General features: G+C 73.1%; 21 protein-coding genes. 2 read left to right on the top strand and 19 right to left on the bottom strand.

Going from position 1 to position 22218, the window contains the following annotated elements:
- Nucleotides 1-72: 72 nt before the first annotated feature.
- From QUY26_RS03745 to QUY26_RS03830, 18 genes are all read right to left on the bottom strand, one after another.
- Nucleotides 73-564, bottom strand: a complete 492-nt coding sequence (locus tag QUY26_RS03745; protein WP_289943659.1) for a peptidylprolyl isomerase — start codon at nt 562-564, stop codon at nt 73-75.
- Nucleotides 565-726: 162 nt separating this feature from the next.
- On the bottom strand, nt 727-1824 hold the full coding sequence (locus QUY26_RS03750; RefSeq protein WP_436840478.1) for a hypothetical protein: 1098 nt from the start codon (nt 1822-1824) through the stop codon (nt 727-729).
- Nucleotides 1825-1930: 106 nt separating this feature from the next.
- A complete protein-coding gene (locus tag QUY26_RS03755) occupies nt 1931-2416 on the bottom strand; it encodes a hypothetical protein (protein WP_289943661.1) in 486 nt (161 codons plus the stop codon).
- Nucleotides 2417-2665: 249 nt separating this feature from the next.
- Nucleotides 2666-3706, bottom strand: coding sequence for a hypothetical protein (locus QUY26_RS03760; RefSeq protein ID WP_289943662.1), 1041 nt, complete (start codon nt 3704-3706; stop codon nt 2666-2668).
- Nucleotides 3707-4102: 396 nt separating this feature from the next.
- Complete coding sequence (hypE, locus tag QUY26_RS03765) at nt 4103-5137, bottom strand: hydrogenase expression/formation protein HypE (RefSeq protein WP_289943663.1); 1035 nt, start codon at nt 5135-5137, stop codon at nt 4103-4105.
- Nucleotides 5134-6387, bottom strand: coding sequence for a hydrogenase formation protein HypD (gene hypD / locus QUY26_RS03770; RefSeq protein ID WP_289943664.1), 1254 nt, complete (start codon nt 6385-6387; stop codon nt 5134-5136). The genes hypE and hypD overlap by 4 nt, the downstream gene beginning before the upstream one ends.
- The gene (locus QUY26_RS03775) at nt 6384-7076 is read right to left on the bottom strand and encodes a CBS domain-containing protein (protein ID WP_289943665.1); all 693 of its coding nucleotides are present in this window, start codon (nt 7074-7076) and stop codon (nt 6384-6386) included. Before QUY26_RS03775 ends, hypD begins: the two co-directional genes overlap by 4 nt.
- A complete protein-coding gene (locus QUY26_RS03780) occupies nt 7069-8418 on the bottom strand; it encodes a Ni/Fe hydrogenase subunit alpha (protein ID WP_289943666.1) in 1350 nt (449 codons plus the stop codon). The genes QUY26_RS03775 and QUY26_RS03780 overlap by 8 nt, the downstream gene beginning before the upstream one ends.
- Nucleotides 8415-9194: an oxidoreductase gene (locus QUY26_RS03785; RefSeq protein ID WP_289943667.1), complete on the bottom strand. Its 780-nt coding sequence runs from the start codon at nt 9192-9194 to the stop codon at nt 8415-8417. The genes QUY26_RS03780 and QUY26_RS03785 overlap by 4 nt, the downstream gene beginning before the upstream one ends.
- A 1-nt stretch (nt 9195) precedes the next feature.
- On the bottom strand, nt 9196-10062 hold the full coding sequence (locus QUY26_RS03790) for an FAD/NAD(P)-binding protein (protein ID WP_289943668.1): 867 nt from the start codon (nt 10060-10062) through the stop codon (nt 9196-9198).
- Nucleotides 10059-10532 (bottom strand): Crp/Fnr family transcriptional regulator, encoded by a 474-nt coding sequence (locus QUY26_RS03795; RefSeq protein WP_289943669.1) that lies wholly within the window; start codon nt 10530-10532, stop codon nt 10059-10061. Before QUY26_RS03795 ends, QUY26_RS03790 begins: the two co-directional genes overlap by 4 nt.
- On the bottom strand, nt 10529-11707 hold the full coding sequence (locus QUY26_RS03800; RefSeq protein ID WP_289943670.1) for a 4Fe-4S dicluster domain-containing protein: 1179 nt from the start codon (nt 11705-11707) through the stop codon (nt 10529-10531). Before QUY26_RS03800 ends, QUY26_RS03795 begins: the two co-directional genes overlap by 4 nt.
- 152 nt (nt 11708-11859) lie before the next feature.
- Nucleotides 11860-12372 carry a flavodoxin domain-containing protein gene (locus QUY26_RS03805; protein WP_289943671.1) on the bottom strand — a complete coding sequence of 171 codons (513 nt, stop codon included), beginning with the start codon at nt 12370-12372 and terminating at the stop codon, nt 11860-11862.
- Between the two features lie 13 nt (nt 12373-12385).
- A complete protein-coding gene (locus QUY26_RS03810) occupies nt 12386-13117 on the bottom strand; it encodes a CBS domain-containing protein (RefSeq protein WP_289943672.1) in 732 nt (243 codons plus the stop codon).
- A gap of 32 nt (nt 13118-13149) precedes the next feature.
- Nucleotides 13150-15930: a bifunctional acetate--CoA ligase family protein/GNAT family N-acetyltransferase gene (locus tag QUY26_RS03815; RefSeq protein WP_289943673.1), complete on the bottom strand. Its 2781-nt coding sequence runs from the start codon at nt 15928-15930 to the stop codon at nt 13150-13152.
- Nucleotides 15931-16073: 143 nt separating this feature from the next.
- Nucleotides 16074-16331, bottom strand: coding sequence for a HypC/HybG/HupF family hydrogenase formation chaperone (locus QUY26_RS03820; RefSeq protein WP_289943674.1), 258 nt, complete (start codon nt 16329-16331; stop codon nt 16074-16076).
- Between the two features lie 6 nt (nt 16332-16337).
- The gene (hypF, locus tag QUY26_RS03825; protein ID WP_436840260.1) at nt 16338-18728 is read right to left on the bottom strand and encodes a carbamoyltransferase HypF; all 2391 of its coding nucleotides are present in this window, start codon (nt 18726-18728) and stop codon (nt 16338-16340) included.
- Complete coding sequence (locus QUY26_RS03830) at nt 18725-19231, bottom strand: hydrogenase maturation protease (protein ID WP_289943676.1); 507 nt, start codon at nt 19229-19231, stop codon at nt 18725-18727. Before QUY26_RS03830 ends, hypF begins: the two co-directional genes overlap by 4 nt.
- A gap of 125 nt (nt 19232-19356) precedes the next feature.
- Here QUY26_RS03830 and QUY26_RS03835 point away from each other — a divergent pair, with 125 nt between their 5' ends.
- Nucleotides 19357-20253: a universal stress protein gene (locus QUY26_RS03835; protein ID WP_289943677.1), complete on the top strand. Its 897-nt coding sequence runs from the start codon at nt 19357-19359 to the stop codon at nt 20251-20253.
- A 181-nt stretch (nt 20254-20434) separates the two neighbouring features.
- A complete protein-coding gene (locus tag QUY26_RS03840; protein WP_289943678.1) occupies nt 20435-21022 on the top strand; it encodes an Rv1733c family protein in 588 nt (195 codons plus the stop codon).
- Nucleotides 21023-21184: 162 nt separating this feature from the next.
- Here QUY26_RS03840 and QUY26_RS03845 read toward each other — a convergent pair whose 3' ends face one another.
- On the bottom strand, nt 21185-22162 hold the full coding sequence (locus tag QUY26_RS03845) for a CapA family protein (protein WP_289943679.1): 978 nt from the start codon (nt 22160-22162) through the stop codon (nt 21185-21187).
- Between the last annotated feature and the right edge of the window lie 56 nt (nt 22163-22218).

A 22218-nucleotide genomic window follows, 5' to 3' on the forward strand; every position in this document is an offset into this window, starting at 1 on the left:
CCCGGCCCCTCCACCACCCGTCGCCGCCCAGGCGGTACGGCTTGTCGCCGGACTCCTGGGCGATCGCCGACCTCAGGCGACGGTGCCGCTCGCCTTGATGACGACGTCCGAGCTCAGGGCGCCGCTGCGGGAGCCGAGGGCCTCGATCTGCTTGACCAGGTCCTCGCCCTCGACGACCTCGCCGAAGACGACGTGCTTGCCGTCGAGCCACGGGGTCGTGACGGTCGTCACGAAGAACTGGGAGCTGTTGGTGTTCGGGCCGCGGTTGGCCATCGACAGCAGGAACGGCCGGTCGTGCTTGAGGGAGAAGTTCTCGTCGGCGAACGTGGCGCCGAAGATGCTCTTGCCGCCGGTGCCGTTGCCGTGCGTGAAGTCGCCGCCCTGGAGCATGAACTCCGGGATGACCCGGTGGAAGCCCGAGCCGGCGTAGCCGTAGCCGTGCTGACCGGTGGCGAGCTCACGGAAGTTCCGGGCGGTCTCCGGCACGACGTCGTCGAAGAGCCGGAAGACGATGCGCCCGGCGTCCTTGCCGTCGATGGTGATGTCGAAATAGACGTTCTGCATGGCCTCATCCTTACATCAAGGCTCCGCCCACCACGACGCAGCCTCCGCGCGATCGCGACGGCCTCCTCCCGCGGGCCGGTCTGCGTCCGGCCCCGTGAGCAGGCCGGCGGCGTCGGCCGAGCCGCTGGAGGTCGGCGAAGCCGGGATCGCTCCGCTACCCGGTCACGACCGGGTAGCGGTCCCGCACTCCGATCCGCCGGCCTCCCGCATGCGGGCGTCCATGGACGTGCTCCGGTCGTACGGGTCGACCTCGGGGCCGTTCTCCGCGTCGGCCGCGGCACGCTCGGCACCGAACGAAGGGGCGAAGTAGCCAGTGGTGTTGTCGCAGCCCCCGTTGGTGAGGTCCGCCTTGTACGAGACCAGGGAGAACGTGCCGGGCCTGGTGATCACCCTCGTCGGATCGTCCCAGCTCATCACGATCTCTCTGCGCACGATGGTGCGAGCGACATCATCGCTCCCCTTGGCGGCTCGTACGACCGGATATACGTACGTGATATCGCTGACGACCTCGACCGCGCCGCGCTCGCCTTCCCGGAACGTGATCCGCCCCCGTGTCTTGACCACGTCACCGACGAGCCGCACCTCGGCTTTCGGGAAGCGGCTGAAGAGCAGCAAGGGGTCGTTCTTCCGGCTGGGGGCGCGAAAGGCACCGGCCAGGTAGTCCTGGACGTCCCGCTGACGTGGATTGATCAGCGCGATCGCCTTCCTGGGGCGCTGGCCCCGCAGTACCCCCGCATCCAGGCTGGACGAGGCGAGGAAGTCCCGGCTTCGCGCGAGTGCCCGTGCGACCTGCGCCTTGCTCATCCAGCCGGTCGCCCGTGCCGACGGCAGGTGAATCCCCGCCACCCCGTCGCCCCACCGTGCCGCCGGGGAGCCCTTGAACGGCTGCTCCACCGTCGGCGCTTGCCCTGCTTCCGCAGCGGGTGGCCGGGTGGGGCGTGCCGACTCCGCGGCGAGCGGCGCGCTCTCGCCGCCTCCGCCTCCGAACCACCCGGCCACCGGCCCCGGAGCCAGCGCCACGACGAGCAGGCCGACCATCGCCAACAGCCCGACCGCGTACCAGGCTCCCTTGCCCCGTCCACGCTCAGGGGGCGAGTGCGTACGCCACCCCTCAGGCCGACCAGGCTCCTCCCGCAGGCGCCGCCCCACCATCCGCGCTCGTGCCGACGGCTCCTTCGGTGCCTCCTGAGTCCCGGACCCAGCCTCACGAAGGAAGCGCTCCCACTCCTCGTCAGATATCTTCCCGTCCCCGCCCACGATGTGCTCTGCGCCCTCCCGCTCCCTTGGCCTCCAGGGCCGTTCGTCCCCCGTACTCCATCACACGGTTTCACGGCGTCACCACTGACCCCGAGCCGCCCGTACAAGGTCAGGAGTAGACCCAACGCCACGCATTCGAACTCAGCCTGCACGTGATCCGCTGACCGCTCGCCGTCGTCGTCGCGGCTCCATGGTCACTGTTCCGGCAGAACTGCCCGGCCCGGTAGCAGTTACCGGAGTTGGAGAGGATCGAGCACTTCTCAGCCGGGGCCTTCGCCGTCGGTGAGGGCGCGGCGGGCGCAGTGGTCCGCCGGGACGGCGTGGGGGTGGGAGCTTGCGCCTTGACGGTCTTGGTCACCGTGGCACGGGGCTCGGGAGACGCGGTCTCGGTCACCATCGCGGTCGCGGTCGCGGTCGCGGTGACGGTGACCTTGGGCGAGGGCGTGCCGGCGGCAGCATCCTCACCGGCGCTGGTGCCGCCCAGGGCGCCGAGGGCGAAGAGCGCGATGCCGCCGAGCCAGACTCTTTTGCGTCTGTGCAGAGGGCGGGTATCCGCTCGTAACGGCTCCGGCGGCGTGGCATTCGGACTGGGCATCTGTCCCCTCTCGGGCGCTGCGGGAGCGACGACAGTAGCGCCAGCGACACGCTGTGTGGTGACCCAGTGGAGCATTAGTGATGATTCTGTGATCATCGAGGATCCCGGAAGCCTTCATCACCGCCCGCTTCCCGGCGTGACGATGCTGTCCGGTCCGACATCCACTCGCGCGAGGAACTGCCGCACCGCCCTCACATGAGGGTGAGGGCGGCGCGGCACCGCAGAGCGCGGCAGTGGGAGCGGGAGTGGTCAGGAGAAGCGGCGGACGAACACGTCCGACTTGCCGTTGGTATCACCGGGCACGAGGTCGTCGGCCGTGGACTGGAAGACCACGTCACGCCCGTCGGCGCTGACCGCGTCGACCCCGGCCGAGGCGGGCTGGTTCGAGACGACCGCGTCGGTGCCCGTGCGCAGGTCGCGCAGGACGAGCGACGGTCCGGTCGTGGCGTTGGGGGCGTACAGCAGATGGTTGCCGGTGGGATCGATGGCCAAGCCCTTGACGTCCGGGACTCGTTGGGCCGTGCCCGAGCGTACGTCGTGGACGTAGGTGTCGGAGCCCGAGAGGTAGACGACCTTGCTGCCGTCCTCGCTGATCTGGACGATCGTCGCTTCCTTGGCCGGGCCCTCGATCGGGTCGGAGGTGGAGCCGTGGTCCCGGCCCCACACGAAGACGTCCTTGGCCTTGCCGTCCTGGTAGGCGACGAAGCGGCCGTCACCGCTGATGGACGGCCGGGACGGCGCGGTGTGGTCGAACCAGGCGAGTTCCTGCTTGGTGTCGGCGTTCCAGTCCCATACGTCGACGCGCTGGCTGGACGAGGGCCTGCCGATGGTGGCGACATCGGCGACGTAGCGGCCGTCACCGCTCAGCGACGGCTGACTGCAGTTGAGGGCATCGCAGTTGAGGCCGATCGAACTGCCCGCGGCCCACTGGGCCAGCTTGACCTTGGTGTCCCTGAACAACAGCACCCCATAGGCGGCGTACTCCCCGTCACCGCTGATCACCGGAGAGGCGATCGGGGAGCTGCCCACGTTCTTGAGCTGTCCCGAGGGCTCGTCGCGCATGTACACCCTCGCACTTCCCGAGGCATTGCCCGGCGTGAGGTTCTTCGCCGACGACGAGAAGACGACGCGGCGTCCGTCGGTCGTGATCGCACCACCGGTGGAATCGCCGTCGGACTGCGTGCCGTCAGCCGCGACACTGATCCTCTCGACTCCGGGTCCGCTGTCCCGCGCGCCCCCCGCGGGCTCGGCCGAGGCGGCTCCGGGCAGCACCGCGGTGATCGCACCCACCGCGACCGCGGCACCTAACGCACCCCGTACGCGTCTGTTGGAGCTCCGGTCTGTGTTTCCCCTCATGATTTTCCCCCCAGTCAGGAAAGGTCTCGCCCCCGGTCTCCCGCCGGAGGGCCCCGCAGCATGCAACCGCGACGGAGCTGAGGGGTCAATGCGTCACATGACATGTGAGAGGCGTGGTTTCGGTCATAGGGGATCGTCACGGCCTTGGCGCCGCATGATCCCCGCTACGCGCACAGCTGCACGCATCGGGCCTACGCAACGGGCGTGCGCCAAACCCCCGGCTCCCTCCGTCCGGTTCGGCGCAAGCCGCCCGCAGACAACCGGGCCCGGCATCAACCCGAAGGTCGGTCAGGGGACAGTCCTTGGGGGCTCTGTGGGAGCCGGCACCACTCAGCAAATGCGGGGCAGCAGTTCTCCCAACGGCATGTCCACCACCCGCCGGGCCCCGACGAGCGTGCGGAGCGTGACGCGGCCGGGTCGTTCGGCTGTCACGCTTCCGACTCGCGCGGCGGCCGCGCCCTCGGGGCGGGCACGGAGGGCGGCCAGTGCCTTGTCGGCGGCGTGCGGGGGGACGAACGCCACCAGACAGCCCTCGTTGGCGACTGTCAGCGGGTCGAGGCCCAGCATGTCGCAGGCCGCGGCGACCGGTTCCGGGACGGGTATCGCGCGTTCGTCGATCTCGATGGCGACCTCCGCTTCGCGGGCGATCTCGTTGAGGGCGGCCGCGAGGCCGCCCCGGGTCGGGTCGCGCAGGGTGTGCACGGCCGGGCCCAACGGGCCGAGAGCGGCGACGAGATGGTGCAGGGGGCGGGTGTCGGAGACGATGTCGGACTCGAAGCCGAGTCCCTCGCGGGTGGACAGGACCGCCATGCCGTGCAGCCCCACGGGGCCGGACAGCAGGACGGCGTCCCCGGGACGGGCCCGGGTCGCGGACGGGATGAGGCCCGGGATGCGGCGGCCGACACCGGTGGTGGTGAGGAACAGCTTGTCCGCGGCGCCCCTGCCCACCACTTTGGTGTCGCCGGTGATGACGGGCACCGGCACCGCGCGAGCCGCCTTGCCCGCGGAGGCCAGCGCCACCCGCAGGTCGTCGAGGGGCAGGCCCTCCTCCGCGATCACCGCGCAGCTCAGCGCGAGCGGCATCGCTCCGCGCATCGCCAGGTCGTTGACGGTGCCGTGCACGGCGAGGGAGCCGATGTCGCCACCGGGGAAGGTGAGCGGGCTCACCACGAACGCATCGGTGGAAAGCATCAGTTGGGGCTGGGTGGGCACCGGCGCCGCGTCTTCCAAAGGGCCTGAGGTGTGGTCCGTCAGCAGGGGAAGCACCAGGGTGTCGAGGAGTTCGGCGGTGAGCCTGCCGCCCGCGCCGTGACCGAGCAGCAGGCGGTCGCGTTCCTGGTGCGGGAGAGGACAGTCGAGGGTCATGCCGGGCGTCCTTTGCTCGATGCGGCCGGGCTCGGCGCGGTGGCGGACGGTGCGCCCCGTCGCGGTTCCAGTTGTGGTGGTTCGAGTTGTGGTGGTTCGACTGGTTGCGGATCGACCCGTTGCGGATCAACTCGCCGAGGTTCGACTGGTTGCGGATCGACCGAGCGCGTGCGGCCCGCCGCGTAGAACGCCGCGCACGTGCCTTCCGTCGACACCATCGGCGCCCCCAGCGGTGTACGCGGCGTACAGCGCACCGCGTACGCCGGGCACTGGGTGGGCAGCAGGGCGCCGGTCAGGACGGCGCCCGCGACGCACTCGGGGTCCTCGGTGGAGCGCAGGCCCGTGAGGTCGAAGCGGCGGGCCGCGTCGAAGCGGGCGTAGCGCGGGGCGAGGTCGAGGCCGCTGGCGGGCAGCGTGCCGATGCCGCGCCAGGCGCGGTCGGTGACGCGGAAGACGCGGCGCAGCACGTCTTGGGCGACGGTGTTGCCGGTGCGGCGCACGGCGCGCGCGTACTGGTTCTCGACCTCGTGCCGGCCGGACTCCAGCTGGTGGACCGCCATGAGGATGCCCTCGATGAGGTCGAGGGGTTCGAAGCCGGTGACCACGATCGGCACGCGGTGGGTGGCCGCGATCGGTTCGTAGGCGTGCCAGCCCATGACCGCGCACACGTGTCCGGCGGCCAGGAACGCCTGGACCTCGCACTCCTCGGACGTGAGGAGCGTGGTCATGGCAGGGGGCACGAGGACGTGGCTGACCAGCACCGAGAAGTTGTCCAGGCCGAGGCGCTCCGCGTGCAGGACGGCCATGGCGTTGGCGGGCGCGGTGGTCTCGAATCCGACGGCCAGGAAGACGACGTGGCGGTCCGGGTGCGCGACGGCGGTGCGGACCGCGTCCGTGGGCGTGTACACCACGCGTACGTCCGCGCCGCGCGCCCGCAGCGACAGCAGGTCCGTCGACGTACCCGGTACGCGCAGCATGTCGCCGAAGCTGGTCAGGATCACCTCTGGGCGCGCGGCCAGAGCCATCGCCCGGTCGAGGGTCTCCAGCGGAGTGACGCACACCGGGCAGCCGGGGCCGTGGATCATCCGGATGCCCGCGGGGAGCAGTTCGTCGATGCCCTGGCGGACCAGGGTGTGGGTCTGGCCGCCGCAGACCTCCATGATCCGCCAGGGGCGGGTGGCGACGCGACGCAGTTCGTCCAGGAGGCGGCGGGCAAGCGCCGGATCGCGGTACTCGTCGAGGTACTTCACGGATCGCTCACCGGGTGGGACAGGTCGATGCGGATGTCGACGACGCCCTCGACGGCGCGGGTGGCCCGCGCCAGCACGGGTACGAGCGCCGTGTCGCTCAGGGTGCCGGCGAGCGTGACGACGCCCTGATGCACGCGCACCTCGACCCCGGTCGAGGACGGCAGCGCGGTGAGGACGCTGCCACGGATCTCTTCGGCGATCTCCTCGTCCTCGCGCAGGAAGACCTTGAGCAGGTCGCTGCGGCTCACCACGCCCTGCAACAGGCCCGAGTCATTGATGACGGGCAGTCGCTTGACGCGGCGGCGCGCCATGATGCGGGCGGCCTCGGCGAGGGTGGCGTCGGCGTGGACGGTGACGGCGGGGCTGGACATCAGCTCGCCCGCGGTGACGGCACCCGCCTTGGCCATGTCGGACAGGCGGCGCAGGACGTCGTAGCGGGTGGGGTCGGCGTCGCGGAACTCCTCCTTGGGCAGCAGGTCGGCTTCGGACACGACGCCGATGACGCGGCCCTCGCCCTCGAGGACCGGCAGGGCGCTGATCTTCCACTGCTCGATGAGTTCGACGATCTCCTTGAAGGAGGCGTCGCGGCCGACGGCGATGGTGGTGTGCGTCATCAGGTCGCTCACGCGGTACGGCGAGTGCGACGGCAGCTCTTCGGGGGGCGGGTCGGTGCGTGGTGTGTCAGGCATCAGGGCCTCCGGTGGTGCGGATGACGGTCAGGTCGAGGAAGTGGGTGGCGCAGGAGATGCACGGGTCGTGGTTGCGGATGGTCCGTTCGCACAGGTCCGTCAGCTCGGCGTCGGTCGGGTCGCCCGCGGCGAGCGCACGGGAGGCGGTGCGGCGCAGGTCGTCCTCGATCGCGCCCTGGTTCTGCGCGGTCGGCGGCACGAGCAACGCGTCGGTGACGGTGCCGTCGGCGTCCAGGGCGTAACGGTGGTAGAGCAGTCCGCGGGGCGCCTCGGTCGCCCCGTGACCGGTGCGCGCGACGGGCGGCACCTCTACGTAGGGGCGCGACGGCGGCTCGTACGTCTCGATGATCCGCAGGGCCTCGTCCACCGCGTACACGACCTCCACGGCCCGGACGAGGAGGGAGCGGTAGGGGTTGGAGCAGACGACACCGTCGTACGGGTCGCCGAGTCCCGCCTCGCGCGCCGCCTCCACCGCCGTGCGGGACAGCCACCGGCCGCTGATCGCGAACCGGGCCAGGCAGCCGGTCAGATGGCGGCGCCCGTCGAGCCGGGAGTGCAGGGCGGTGGAGTGCCGCACCTGCTCCTCGCGGACCCGCAGCGGGAAGTCGTGCACGGGGAAGGCGGTGAGCGTGCCGTCGGTGCGCAGCACGGTCGGTGTCCCCGACTCGATGGCGTACGTTCCCGGGGCGGCGAGCGCGAGGAAGTCGGCGTCCACGGTGGCGTCGGGGAAGTCGAAGCCCGCCACCCAGCGCACGGTGTCCCAGGCGTCGTCCAGGGCGCGCCTCAACTGTTCGGCCAGGGGCCGCAGTTCCCTGGGCGCGGGGGTGCGGTGGAAGCCGCCGAGGCGGACGTTGACGGGGTGGATGGCGCGGCCGCCGAGGAGTTCGAGGAGGGCGTTGCCGGTCTGCTTCAGGCGCAGGCCGCGTTCGACGTCCCGGCGCCGGGTGCGGGCGAGGTCGATCGCGCCGTCGCAGCCCAGGAAGTCGGGAGCGTGCAGGAGGTAGACGTGCAGGGTCTGGCTCTCGATCCACTCCCCGCAGTACAGCAGGCGGCGCAGCGCGCGGATCTCGGGCGGGATGTCGATGCCGCAGGCGTCCTCGACGGCCGCACAGGCACTCATCTGGTAGGCGACGGGGCATATCCCGCAGACGCGCGCGGTGATGTCGGGCGGCTCGGTGTGCGCGCGGCCGCGCAGCAGCGCCTCGAAGAAGCGCGGTGGTTCGTAGATGTTCAGATGCGCCTCGGTCACTTCGCCGTCGTGGACGCGCAGCCGGAGGGCTCCCTCGCCCTCGACCCGGGAGAGGGAGCCGACGTGCAGCACACGGGATCCTCTGTGGGTCACGATCGCTCCTCTGCGAAGGTGTCGAAGGCGGGGGCGTTGAAGGTGTGCAGGAGGCGCTCGACGGCCCGCTCGTCCAGGCCGTCGCGGCGCAGCAGGGGCAGCAGCGCGCGCGGGTTCGCCGAACCGGACGGGCCGAAGCAGCCGAAGCAGCCGCGCCCGTACGCCGGGCAGATCGCGCCGCAGCCCGCGTGGGTGACCGGGCCGAGGCAGGGTGTGCCGTGGGCGACGGTGACGCAGACGGCGCCGCGTCGCTTGCACGCGAAGCACACGCTGTGGTTGGGGATGTCGGGCTTGCGCCCGGCCAGGTAGGCGCTGAGGACCTCCAGGAGCTGGCCGCGGTCGATGGGGCAGCCGCGCAGCTCGAAGTCGACGTCCACGTGCGCGGACACCGGTGTGGAGGTGGCCAGGGTGTCCAGGTAGTCGGGTCGGGCGTACACGACGCGGGCGAACTCCTGGACGTCGGCGAGGTTGCGCAGCGCCTGGATGCCGCCCGCCGTCGCGCAGGCGCCGATGGTGACCAGGTGCCGGGACTCGGCCCTGATCCGCCGCACGCGAGCGGCGTCACCGGCGGTGGTGACGGAGCCCTCGACGAGCGCCACGTCGTACGGTCCGGGACGCACCGCGCTGGACGCCTCCAGGAAGTGGGCGATCTCCACCTCCCCGGCGAGTCCGAGGAGCTCGTCCTCACAGTCCAGGAGCGTGAGTTGGCAGCCGTCGCAGGAGGCCAGCTTGAACACGGCGAGCGAGGGCGTGGTGCGGGTTGCGGAGGCGGACATGTCACAGCTCCCGTATCGACAGCAGCGGTTCGGCCCGGTCCCAGTCGACGACCGCGCCGTCCCGGCACAACAGCAGCGGGCCGAGCTGACAGTGGCCGCAGGTCCCGGTGGCGCAGCGCATGTTCCGTTCCAGGGACACGCGGATGCGATCGGCGGCGACCCCGCGGTGGACCAGCTCGCGTGCGGTGGCACGGATCATGGGTTCGGGTCCGCAGACGAAGGCCCGGGTCCGCGCGGGCAGGTACTGTGCGCGGTCCAGGAGGCGGGTGACCAGGCCGACCTCACCGGTCCAGCCGGGATCCGCGCGGTCGACCGTGACGCCGGTGCAGGCGGTCGGCCAGCGGCGCGTCTCGTACTTGGCCAGCAGGTCGGACGGCGTGCGGGCACCGATGAGGACGTTGACGCGGCCGTAGTGGCGCGGTGCGGCGACCGCGTCGCGGATCAGGGGGCGCAGCGGGGCGAGGCCGATGCCGCCCGCGACCACGATCACGTCCTGGCCCCGCGCCCGCTCCAGTTCCCAGCCGGTGCCGTAGGGGCCGCGCAGCCCCAGGACGTCGCCGACCCGGGCGGCGCACAGTCCGGCGGAGACGGCACCCACGGCACGCACGGTGTGGGCCAGTCCCCCCGTGGTGGGGATGGAGCTCACCGAGAGGGGGATCTCTCCGCGGCCGAAGCAGTGCACCATCGCGAACTGGCCGGGCACGAAGTCCGGGAGTGCCACGTCGACCGGGTCGAGGCGGAGCGTCACCGTGTCGGGTGTCTCACGCCAGCGCGCGATCACGCGGTGGGGCACGGGCAGACGCGGCTCGGCGTCCGCCGCCGTCGGCACGGGGCGGCGGGCGGGGGCGGGAGCGGGCTGCACGGTCATCGCGCACCGCCGCTGCCGTAGGGGGCGTACAGCTCGAGCAGGCGGGTGCGGGCCGCCTGCAGTCGCCGCGCGAGGATCCTGCCGACCCACTGGCCGACGGCCGAGCTGAGCTCCGTGTCGATCTCGCACATGCGCCGCACGGCCCTGGCCTCGAATTCGAGAGCGCGGACCGTGGTGGTGGCCTCCGCTCCCAACTGCCAGACATTGGGCGAGAACAGCCATGACCAGCCGACCAGTTCGCCGCAACCGACCGTTTCGATGACCTGGGTACGGCGGCGCCCCGGCAGATGCATGTCCAGCGAGACCGTGCCGGCGCGGATGATCCAGAACCAGTCGGCACGTCCTCCTTCGTCGAACAGACGGGTGCCCTGCGGGATGGTGACTTCGCGGGCGACGGTCATGAGCCGGGCGCGGTGCTCTGCGCTCAGTGCCCGCGTCCAGCGGACCTCGGCTGTGGCGGTGTCGTTCATGGCTCTGCCCTTCCGTCGCTGTGTGCCGACGGGGCGTCCCCGTTGGCCCTCGCGTCGTGTTCGGCGGCGAGGGCGGCGACCTCTTCGGTGAGGTCGATGGCTGCCGGGCACCAGGTGACGCAGCGCCCGCAGCCCACGCAGCCGCCGCTGCCGAACTGGTCGTGCCAGGTGGAGAGCTTGTGGGTGAGCCACTGCCGGTAGCGGCTGCGGCCCGACGCGCGCACGGGCCCGCCGTGGAGGCCGGAGAAGTCGAGGTCGAAGCAGGAGTCCCAGCGCTGCCACCGCTCGGTGTGGTCCCCGGTGAGGTCGGTGACCTCCTCGGTGGTCGTGCAGAAGCAGGTGGGGCACACCATGGTGCAGTTGGCGCAGGTCAGGCAGCGGGAGGCGACGTCGTTCCAGCGTTCGGCCTCCAGGGATGCGCCCATCAGGGCCCGCAGGTCGACCGGGGGCAGGGAGCGGCCCATGTGCGCGCGGGCCTCGTCGACCGCGCCACGGGCGACGGACTCCGTCGTCAGGTCCGCTGCCCGATGAGGAACCGCGGCGAGCAGCCGCTCCCCGAGCCCGCTGCCCACGCGGACGAAGAAGCGGTGGCCGTCGTCATCGACGACCTCGGTGAGCGCGAGGTCGAAGCCCACGTCGGCCGCTGGACCGCCGCCCGTCGACACGCAGAAACAGGTCGCCCCGGGCTCGGTGCACTCCACGGCTATCAGCAGCGCTCCCCTCCGCCGCCGCTGATATCCGCTGTCCGGGTAGTGGCCGCCGGCCAGAACGCGGTCCTGGATCGCGATGGCGCGAAGGTCACAGGGCCGGACGCCCAGGAACGCGTACGCGGGGACGTCGGGGCGGGCCGCGGTGAACACCGGTGTGCCGTCGGGCCCGCGCCGCGCGCTCCACACCCGCTCGCGCTGCGGGTGCAGGAAGGCCTTCCACGACTGCGGTCCGGCGCTGTGCGCGAAAGCCGCGCCGTCCTCTCGTGGGACCAGCCGGTAGCGCCCCGCATCGAGTTCGACCCCCCAGCCGAAAGGAAGCGCGTCGGCGGACTCCAGGACGTCGAGAACGATCGCGCCGTCGCGGACCGTGGGGCCGACGACGGTACGACCGTCCGCCACCAGCGCGGCGACCAAGGCGGCGAGGCCTGCCCGGTCGATCACTGCCGTGGCTCGGGTGACGTCCATGGAATCCTCCTCGTGCCGGGCTTCGCGTCGCCTGTCGGACGGGCTTGCGTGACCAGCCTCGTACGGGAACACCGGGCGGAGCAGGGGCCGTTCGGCACTGGACGAAGACCGATGGGAGTCGGTCCGAGGGCCTGCCGGGCCCCCGGGCCCGGTCAGTCGATGCGGGAGGTCAGCGACAGGAGCTCCCGCGCGACGCTCTCCGCCCAGGCCGCCACCACCTCGAAGTCGCGGAAGTCGCCGCCCTTGCCGGACGCGACGATCTTCCGCGCGACCCAGCCGTCGGCCCGCTCGTCGAGGCTCCCGCCGAACGTCACATGCCCGCGGGCGTGGAGTCGGTGCGCCAGGCGACGCACCGAAGGCGGCGGCGGAATATCCCGCTCCGCGGCCGATGAGTCCAGCGGGCCGCTGCTGAACAGCCACAGCGGGAGCCGGACCAGCGCCCGCCGGTGGCGGCGCGCGAAGCGGCGGGCGTCACGCTGCCACCGCCCGGAGTACAGGGCGCCGCCGAGGACCACCGCGCTGTACGGCGTCAGATCCCGTACGACATCGGCCGACCGCACCTCGACGAGCAGACCGGTCTTGCGGAGCCCGTCGCCGACCGTGCGAGCCAGCTCAGCAGTCGAACCGTACGTCGACCCATAGGCGACAAGAGCTGTCGATGTCATCGCGGCACCTCCCTCACAGCTTGCGCAGCCAGTCGTCGGCGACGCCCTTGAGCGCGTCCTCGCTGGGCCGCAGATGCGAGTCGTCGAAGCGGTAGGTGAGCTTGTCCACGACAGCCACGACGCCGTCGATCTGCTGGGTCATGCGCACGGCCATGGGAACCTCGCTGCGCCGCTCCACCTGTCCGCGCAGGGTCACCACGCCGTCGAGGACCGCCACGTCCAGCGTCTGCGGCGCCAACCACAGCGTGTCCACCAGGACCTGCTGGACGACTTCGCGGCGGATCTCGGCATCGGGTCGCAGGAAGACCTGGAGCAGGTCGCGGCGGGTGACGATGCCGACGAGCCGTTCCTCGTCGTCGACGACGGGCAGCCGTTCGACGCGGTGCCTGGCCATGGTGCGAGCGGCCTCGGCGATGGTGCCGTCGGCGTACACCGTGATGGCCGGCTGCGACATCAGCTCTCCCGCCGTACGGGCACGGGCCTTGGCCACGCGCTTGCGGATGCCCGGCAGCAGCCTGCGCCAGCGGGCTGCGCGGGCGGGCGCGTAGGGGTCCTCCGCCTCGGCCTGCCGCATCATCAGGTCGGTCTCGGAGAGCACCCCGATGACGTGTCCGTCGCCGTCGACCACGGGCAGGCCGCTGACGCGGTGGCGGGCCAGGAGTTGGGCCACTTCCTTGAACGGGGTGCCGTCCGTCGCCGTGACGACGTCACTCGTCATGACCGAGCCGACCTTGCTGTGCTTCATGGACGTTCGCCTCCTCGGCGCACCGCTCGGGTTCAGCGGAGTCGTCGTAGTTGTCGCAGGTAGGGGTCGTTGGAGCGGCGTGGCAGGAGCCGGATCCGCGTGTCCAGGGCGGTGACCCGCTCAGGGCGCGCCAGGACCGGGTTGAGGTCGGCCTCGGCCAGCTGCGGCAGGTCGCCCGCGAGCCGCGAGAGACGCAGCAGCAGTTGCTCCAGGCCTTCGAGGTCGACCGGTCCGCCACCGCCGCGGCCGAAAAGCAGCGGTGCGCAGCGCGGCGCGGTGATCAGGTCGTGCACGTCGTGGTCGGTGAGCGGGGCGAGCCGGGCGGCGTGGTCGGCGAGCACCTCGGTGGCGGTGCCGCCGAGACCGAAGAGCACCAGCGGCCCGAAGATCTCGTCCTGGACGACACCGGCGAACACCTCGGTGCCGCGTGCGGCGAGCGGCTGGACGACCACGCCGGTCATCAGGTGCCCGAAGCGGGTCTCCAGATCCCGGAAAGCGGCCCGGACCTGGGCGTCGCCGCGCAGGTCCAGGTGGAGCGCGCGCTGCTCCGCCTTGTGCAGCAGGCCCGGCCAGTGCGCCTTGAGGACCACGAGTCCGTCCGGCCCTTTGAGTTGCTCGGCGGCCAGGACCGCGTCGTCCTCGGTCTCGGCCCAGGCCCAGGGCAGTTGCGGGATGCCGTAGCAGTCGAGGAGTTCGGCACACTCGCCGGGGGCGAGCCAGCCGCCCTCGGGGTTGCGGTCGAGGTAGGCCTCGACGGCCGCGCGGGCGCGAGGTGTGTCCACGTCCGTGAGGACGGGAGTGGTGCCGGGCGGCCGTGCCAGCCACCGGCCGCGCTCGACCGCGTGGGCCAGGGCGCGGGCGGCCGCCTGGGGCTCGGCGTACGCGGGGACGGTGCCGGTGGCGGCGGGCAGCAGGCGTACCGGCTGCTCCTGGTCGATGAGCACCGCGGCGACCGTCCTGTCACGACGCCGGTCCGGGGCGTGGGTGAGGGACCGGACCAGAACGTCACCGGTCGCCGCGGCGACCGCGGTGGGCACGAGCGCCACCAGGACCGCGTCGACGCACCCGCTCGCCGCGATGCGGTCGACGCAGGCACGCAGTTGCTCCTCGCTGACGGCGGCGGTGACGTCGACGGGGTTGGTGGCACTCGCCCCGTCGGGAAGCACGTCGAGCACGTCGTCGATGAGACATGCGTCGAGGGAGGGCAGGCGCAGACCGGCCTCGGCGCACGCGTCGGCGGCCAGGACACCGGCGCCGCCCGCGTTGGTGACCACCGCGACGCGGGGCCCTGTCGGCAGCGGCTGGGAGTGCAACAACGCCGCGGCGTCGAGGAGTTCGGAGACGGAGTCGGTGGCGGTGATCCCGGCCTGGGTGAACAGCGCCCGACGCGTCATGGTGCGGGTGGCGGCAGCGGCGGTGTGGGACGCGGCAGCGGAGCGGCCCGCCTCGGTGCGCCCGGCGTCGACCGTCAGAATGGGCAGCTTCCTGGTCACGCGTCGCGCGGTGCGGGAGAAGGCCCGGGGGTTGCCGAACGACTCCAGGTGCAGCAGCGCCAGGTCGGTGGTTCCGTCGCCCTCCCACCACTGCAGCAGGTCGTTGCCGCTCACGTCGTACTTGTCGCCGAGCGAGACGAAGCTGGACACGCCGACGCCGAGCCGGGCGAGGCCGCTCAGCAGCGCGATGCCCACACCACCCGACTGCACGCCCACTCCCGCCGTTCCGGGCGCGGGGTGCGTGGCGGCAAAGGTGGCGTCCAGGCTGACGCGTTGCTCGGTGTTGGCCAGGCCCAGGCAGTTGGGCCCGGCCAGGCGCATGCCGTGGGTGCGGCAGGCGTCCAGCAGTCCTCGCGCCTGGGAGGCGTCGAGGCCGGAGGAGACGGTGAGCAGGGCCCGTACGCCGAACTTGCCGCACTCCTCGGCGACCTCGGGGACGCGCTCCGCGGGCACGGCGAGGACGGCGAGGTCCGGGACCTGGGGCAGCGAGCCCACCCGGGGATAGGCGTGCACGCCGAGCACCATGGTGGCGTGCGGGTTCACCGCGAACACCCGTCCGTGGAATCCGCCGGTGCACAGGTTGCGCAGCACGGCCCGGCCCACCGACCCCGGCTTGCTGCCGGCCCCGATGACCACCACCGAATCCGGGCGCAGCAGAGGCCGCAGACTCGCCACGTCGGCGGTGCGGCCGCGGGCCTCGACGGAGGTCAGATAGGCGTCGGTCTGGTCCAGTCGGACGACGCACCGCACCTCGTTGCCCTCGAAGCGGCGCGCGGTGCTCAGCCCGAGGTCCGCGAAGACCTTCAGGACTTCGTGGTTCTGGGCGAGCGCGTCCGCGGTGAACGTGGTGACGCCGTCGGCACGGGCCGCCGACACCAGGTGCTCCAGCAACAGGGTGCCCACGCCCCGGTGGTGCCACCGGTCCGCGACAGCCAGGGCGATCTCGGCGGTGACCTCGCCCGGGGGCGAGGAGTCCGCGCCGGTGACCTCGTACTCGGCGATCCCGATCAGGTGGTCCTCGTGCTCGGCGAGGAGTGCGTGGTAGCGGGAGCGCCCGGCTGCCGAGGCCGTCGCGCCACGGGGCGCGGCGCGGCTGCGCAGACGAGCCGCGGCCTGCGCGGCCGAGCGCGGGCTGGCCACGAAGAACCTGAACCGCTGGTACTCCGGTGCCATCTCCTCGTACAGGCGCAGCACCACGTCGTGGTCCGCGGGCCGCGCGCACCGGATGCGGATGGTGGTGCCGTCGGCGAGCAGGGCGTGGGTGGTGCCGTCGGCCGCCGTGCGGGGAGCCGAAGCGCTGGGAGCGGTGCTGCCGGTCATCACGGACCTCGCGATTCTGTGCGATCGGTGGGCGTGTTCAGCGTCCGGCGCCGCAGGCCCGCGGTGCAGTGGCCGGGCGGGCAGGAGCCGGGGCCGGGCGGCGCCGACGGGCGGGCCGAACGGCCCTCAGGGCAGCGGTTTCCTCAGGGCAGTGGTTCGCCGAGTTCGGCCTCGACGGCGTCGGCCATGGACCGCAGCACCTCCAGCGTGCGGTGCGCCTCCGCCTCGTCGACCTCCGTGATCGCGAAGCCGACGTGCACGATCACGTAGGTGCCGACGGCGGCGCCCGGCGTGTAACTCAGGCACACCGCTCGCCGTACGCCGCCGAAGTCGACGGTCGCCATGCGCAGGCCGGCGTCGTCGTACAGGTCCACCACGCGGCCGGGAATCCCCAGGCACACAACGGCTCACCTCTTCTTCCGCTCGTGGGCGAGGCGTGCGGCGGCGACCGCCGCCTGGCCGTAGCTGATGCCGCCGTCGCCCGAAGGGACCTCACGGCCGACCAGCACCCGCAGTCCCAGGGCTCGCAGCCGTCTGCGCACGAGGGTGAGCAGCAGGACATTGGTGAAGCAGCCGCCGCCCAGGCACACCGTGCGCGGCGCGCCCTCCTCGACGGCCCGGGCCACGAGGTCGGCCGTGGCGGCCGCGAGGGCCTGGTGGAAGGCCGCGGCGAGGCGTGGGACGGGTTCGCCGCTCCTCTGACGCTCCAGCAGGTCGCCGAGCGTCGCCGCGCAGTCGTACACCCACAGGTCCTTGACCCGCACGACGCGGTGGCGCAGGGGCGCCGCGTGCTCCCGGCCCGCTGCCGCTTCGAGCGCGGCCGCCGCCTCGCCTTCGTAGCCATTGGTGTCGGCGAGCCCGAGGAGGCCGGCCACGGTGTCGAAGAGCCGTCCGGCGCTGGAGGCGCGGGGGCAGTTGACGCCGCGCGCGACCATGGCGCGGATCCATGCGGCCTGCCGGGGGTCGATCCGGCCGAGAAACGTGCGCGCGGCTTCGGCGGGGGACGGCGTACCGAGCGGCTCGCTCCCGAAGAGGTGCCCGAGGGCCATGCGGTAGGGGTGGCGCACGGCCGCGTCGCCGCCGGGCAGCGGCGCCGTGGCGAACCGCGCCACGCGCCGGTAGCTCCGCAGGTCGGCCACCAGGACTTCCCCGCCCCACAGCGTCCCGTCGTCGCCCAGGCCGAGCCCGTCGTAGGCGACGCCGAGGAAGGGCCCGCGCAGCCCGTGCTCGGCGGCGCACGCCGCCACGTGCGCGTGGTGGTGCTGCACGGGCAGGTGTCGCGCCGGCTGGGCGAGCGCCCACTGAGTGGACAGATAGCCGGGGTGCAGGTCGTGGGCGACGACCCGCGGGGTGATGCCGGTAAGGCGGCACAGATCCGCGTACCCGTCCTCGAAGGCCTCGTACGTGGCCGCGTCCGCCAAGTCGCCGTGGTGCGGCCCGAGACGGGCCTGGTCTCCCTCGGCGAGCGTCAAGGTGTGCTTGAGCTGCGCCCCGGCACCCACCAGCGGCACGGGCGCCCCGGGGGCGAGGGGGAGCGGCGCGGGAGCCAGGCCGCGGGCGCGCCGCACGGTGAGGGGCAGGCGCCCGGCGGCCAGGACCACGGAGTCGTCGTAGCGGGCGCGGACCGGCCGGTCGTGCGTGAGGAAGCCGTCGGCCACGTGGGCGAGGACGCGCCGGGCCTCGTCGTCGTCGATGGCGATGGGCTCGTCGGCGAGGTTGCCGCTGGTGACGACGAGCGGCCGGTCCACCTCGCGCACCAGGAGGTGGTGCAGCCCCGTGGTGGGCAGGAAGAGGCCGAGGCGTCCGGTGACGCCCGGGGTCCCCGGCCCCGTCGTGCCGGGGCCGCAGCCCGGCGCCGGGTGCACACCGGTCACGACGGACGGTGCTCCCCCGCCGCGCACGGGCCGGGGCCTGAGCAGCACCACGGGACGCGCCGGCGAGGTCAGCAGCGCCAGCTCCGTGCTGTTCACCCGGGCCAGCCGCCCGGCCGTCCGCACGTCGCGCACCATCACGGCGAAGGGCTTCACCGGTCTGCGCTTGCGCCGCCGCAGTTCGGCCACGCCCACCGGATCGGTCGCGTCGCACACCAGCTGGTAGCCGCCCAGTCCTTTCACGGCGACGATCCCGCCCCCGGCGATGACGTCCACGGCGGCCTTCAGTGCCCGCTCGCCGCGCAGGTCGTCCCAGGCCGGCGTCGGCCCGCACGCGGGGCAGGCCACGGGCTCGGCGTGGAAGCGCCGGTCACGGGGGTCGGCGTACTCCGCGGCGCAGTCGGCGCACATCGGGAAACGGCGCATGGTGGTGCGGATCCGGTCGTAGGGCAGGTCCTCGATGATGGTGGCCCGCGGCCCGCAGTCGGTGCAGTTGACGAACGGGTACCGGTAGCGGCGGTCCTCCGGGGCGAACAGCTCGCGCAGGCAGGCCGCGCAGATCGCCGCGTCGGGCGGGATCTCGCGCGGGGCGGGGGCGGTGCGCCGCACGGGTCCGCTGGGGCGCACCACGAAGGCCTTCGATCCCGCCGCGCCGCCGTCGTCCGCGGCATGCGGTACCCCGGCCGCGTCCGCCGGAGTCCACGCGACCTTTCGTACGCGCGCGAGGACCGGTGCGTCCGCGCGCAGCCGCCGCCCGAACTCCGCGACGGCGTCCGCAGGTCCCGCGACCGTCCCCTCGACGTGGCCGTCCACGTTCGCGACCCAGCCGGTCAGCCGGAGCTCACCGGCGATCCGGTGCACGAACGGCCGGAAGCCCACGCCCTGCACGGTCCCGTGGACGACGAAGCCACGCGTCACGTGAGTCATGTTGCGCCCCGGGCGGCGGCGTCCCGGTGCCGCACGATCTCTCGCTCGACGGACTCGGCGAGGGGCCCGACCACGGCCGCCACCGCGGGCGACAAGCCGGTGCCGAGGGAGTGGTCGGCTCCCTCGACCGCGAAGACGACGAGTCGTCCGGGCAACCTGTCCAGCACACGGGCGAGTTCGACGGCTTCACCGAGCCCCAGCCCGTGCGAGCCGGCCGCGGGGGGCTGTGTGAGTCGTTCGGCGTCCAGCTCGATGCGGTGCACGCGCCCGGGCACGCCGGGATGCGCGTGTGCGGCGTCCACGATCACCGCGAGGTCGGCGCCCTCCCACAGGGTGATGAGCCGACCGGGATCGCCGTCGCAGGTGCCGAGCGTCGTCCCGGGTGGCAGCGGACGCACCATGGTCCGCCGCCGGAGCCGTGCGACGACCGCGGGGCCGAGCCCGTCGTCGCGTCGGTACTCGTTGCCGACGCCCATCACGGCGATGCGTGTGCGTTCCTTCATGGCTCCACAGTCGGCGTCCGCGCCCGGCGGCACGCAGGGGCCGAACGGCCCCCGCCGGAGGCCGGTGCGCCCGTGTTCCCGCCCTCGGTGCCGCGCGACGCTTGCCGGACAGGGAGGTGAGGTCGATGCTCCGGCCGATCGTGGTGGGCCTGGACGGCTCAGGGGAGAGTGTCGCCGCCGCGGACTGGGCGGCCAGGGAGGCCTTGCGCCGCGGTCTTCCGCTGCGCGTCGTGCACGCACGGGAGGGGCTGGCGGGCGACGCGGAACCGGTGAGTCTGCCCGAGTTGGCGGTCCCCCGGTACCGGGCGCGGCGGATCCTGCGCTCCGCTGTGGACCGGCTCGCCGAGGAACACCCTCAAGTGCCCGTGACCGCCGAGCAGATCCGCAGGGGGCCGGTGCCGACGCTGCTGGCCGAGGCCGAGGCCGCGGAACTGCTGGTGCTCGGCAATCAGGGCTTCGGGGGTCTCGGCGGGCTGCTGGCCGGGTCCGTGGCCCTGGCGGTGGTGGCTCGCGCGCGCACTCCCGTCGTGCTCGTGCGGGCGGGCTTCGACGGCGTGGACGAGCACGTGCCGAACGGCGACCACGAAGCCTCGGCCGGGACTCCGTACCGGCCGGTGGTGGCCGCTGTCGACCTGCACCACGCCTGCGACTCCCTGCTCGCCTTCGCCTTCGAGGCGGCCCGCCACCGCGCGGCACCGCTGCACGTCGTCCACGCCTGGCGGCTGCCCAACACACGCGGCGGCGTCGACGAGCGGGGGCATGTGCCGACGCAGCGCGACGCCGAGTGCGCGCTTGAGTCCGTGCTCGGACCGTGGAAGGACAAGTACCCCCAGGTCGCTGTCCACGCGACGGCGGAGTACGGCCGTCCGGTTCCTGCGGTGTCCCGTGCCGCGCGGTACGCGGGCCTGCTGGTGCTGGGCCGTGAGGTGCGGCGTGGAGGGCCGGGAAGCCGTACGGGTCATGTCACGCACATGGCCATTCATCAAGTGTCCTGCCCCGTCGCGGTCGTGGCGCACGAGTGAGGCGGCGGGCCGGGGAAACGGCGGCTGCCCCGCGCTGGACGGCGCGGCTGGGTGCTTCCCGCCTTTCGCCGCGCCTGTTCGCCCCTGTCGGCGGGCCAGGAGCCCCCTTCCGCGGCAGTACGGCCGGCGACACCGTTTTCGCAGTGCCCGCACTGGGCTTGTCCGTGGGGTGGTGTGACCGATGCGGATGTTCCTCAGGGCGAGGAACCCGGGCTGGCGGTGGCGGCACAACCCGCTGCGCCGCCGCAGCGATGTGATGGAGGCGTGGATCCTCCTGCTCGCCTGGGCGGCCGGGTTGGCCGGGGGCACCGCGGTCGGGGTCCTGGGCGCACAGGCCATGGACGACGCCGTGGAACGGCAGAGGGCGGCACGGCACCCGGTCCGCGCCGTCCTGTCGGAAACCGCGCCCGGGGGTGCGCGCGACGGGGACAGCGACACCGGGTTCGACCGCGTGCGGGCAAGGGTGCGCTGGGCGGACGGCGACGGCATCCTCCATCACGGCCGGGCGTCCGTACGGCCCGGCACCAGGAAGGGCACCGTTCTGGCTCTGTGGGCCGACGCGCACGGCCGTCTGGTGTCCGCCCCCATCAGCCGCACCGACGGCACCGCACGTGTGGTGGTGACCGGCGCCGGCGCGGCTTCGCTCACCTGCCTGGTGTTCCTCGCGGGCGGGCGCGTGGCGCGCCTGCGCGTCGAGCAACAGGCCACCGAACGATGGGGCCATGAGTGGGATCAGCTGGGTCCGCGATGGGGTCGTGCGGCCGGCTGACAGCGGGCGGCGCGTCACGGGCCGGGGCCGGAGCACCGCCGCTGCGCGCGGAACCGTCGCGCACCCCCGTCCGTGGCGTGCCGGGTTCCGGGACGCGCCGGCCCCCAGCCGCACCCGGCCGCGGACCACCTGCGCGCGTGTGCGAGCTCGCCTCCGCTGTCCTCATCCGCGCCCCGACGGCCAGCTCGTGACGAGGCTGTTGTCCCGGCGCGTCACCTTGGTGCCCAAGGGGGCGCAGGCTTCGGTGAGCCGCTCGGCGATCCAGCGGTACTCGGCCTGGTCGGCCAGGCGGGTGTGGGCGTGGTCCAGGGCGATGGGGACGGCCTCGGTGCGCCGCGGTCCGTCCTCGTCCAGGGTCACCAGCCAGAGCAGCCCCAGGTCGTTGCGGAGTACCGGGTGGGTGGCGTAGTCGCCGATGAAGTCGCCCAGGTCGAACAGGACACGGCGGGTGAAGCCGTGGAAGAGGTGGGCCGCGTGGCCGGCCACCAGCGTCGCCCCCGCGTCGACGAAGGCATCGGCCGCGCGGCGCACGTACGGCACCGGGCGGCCCACCATGGTCGGCCCCCAGTGCACGCTGACCACGGTGACGTCGGTTTCATGGCGTACGGAGCGGATCCGGTCGGTCAGCCAGCGCGGTGTGCCGCGCCTGAGGTCGGCGTGGGCCACGCCCGGCGTGCCGGGTCCGGCGGCGCAGTGCGCCGGGTGATCGGTGACCGCGAGCAGCCCGACAGTGAGCCCGCCCGCCTTGAGGATCACGGGGTTGCGGGCGGCTTCGGTGTCCGCCCCTGCGCCCACCGACTGGATGCCGACTCCGGCGAGCAGCAACCGGGTGTCGGCCAGGGCCTCGGCCCCGTAGTCCAAAGCGTGGTCGTTGGCGAGCGTGACGGCGTCGACACCGAGATCGGTCAGGGCGCCGGCCGCCGCGGGCGGGGCGCGGAACGGGAACGGCCTGCCCCGTGCGAGGGCGGCGGTGCCCCGCTCGGAGAGGGCGCATCCGAGGTTGAGGACGAACAGGTCCGCCTGCGTGGTCAGGTCCCGGATCCGCTCCGAGAACAGCGGCCGCGGCCGGGCCCGTCGCGGGTCCTCGGCCACCCCGCAACCGAGCATGGTGTCCCCGGCGAGCGCGATCGTCACTGCCATCGCACACCTGCTCACAGGCCGCGGGAGAGGAGGACTTCATGGGCCCGGCCGGCACC

Origin of the sequence: Streptomyces flavofungini (genome assembly GCF_030388665.1) — a bacterium.
GTDB lineage: Bacteria > Actinomycetota > Actinomycetes > Streptomycetales > Streptomycetaceae > Streptomyces > Streptomyces flavofungini_A.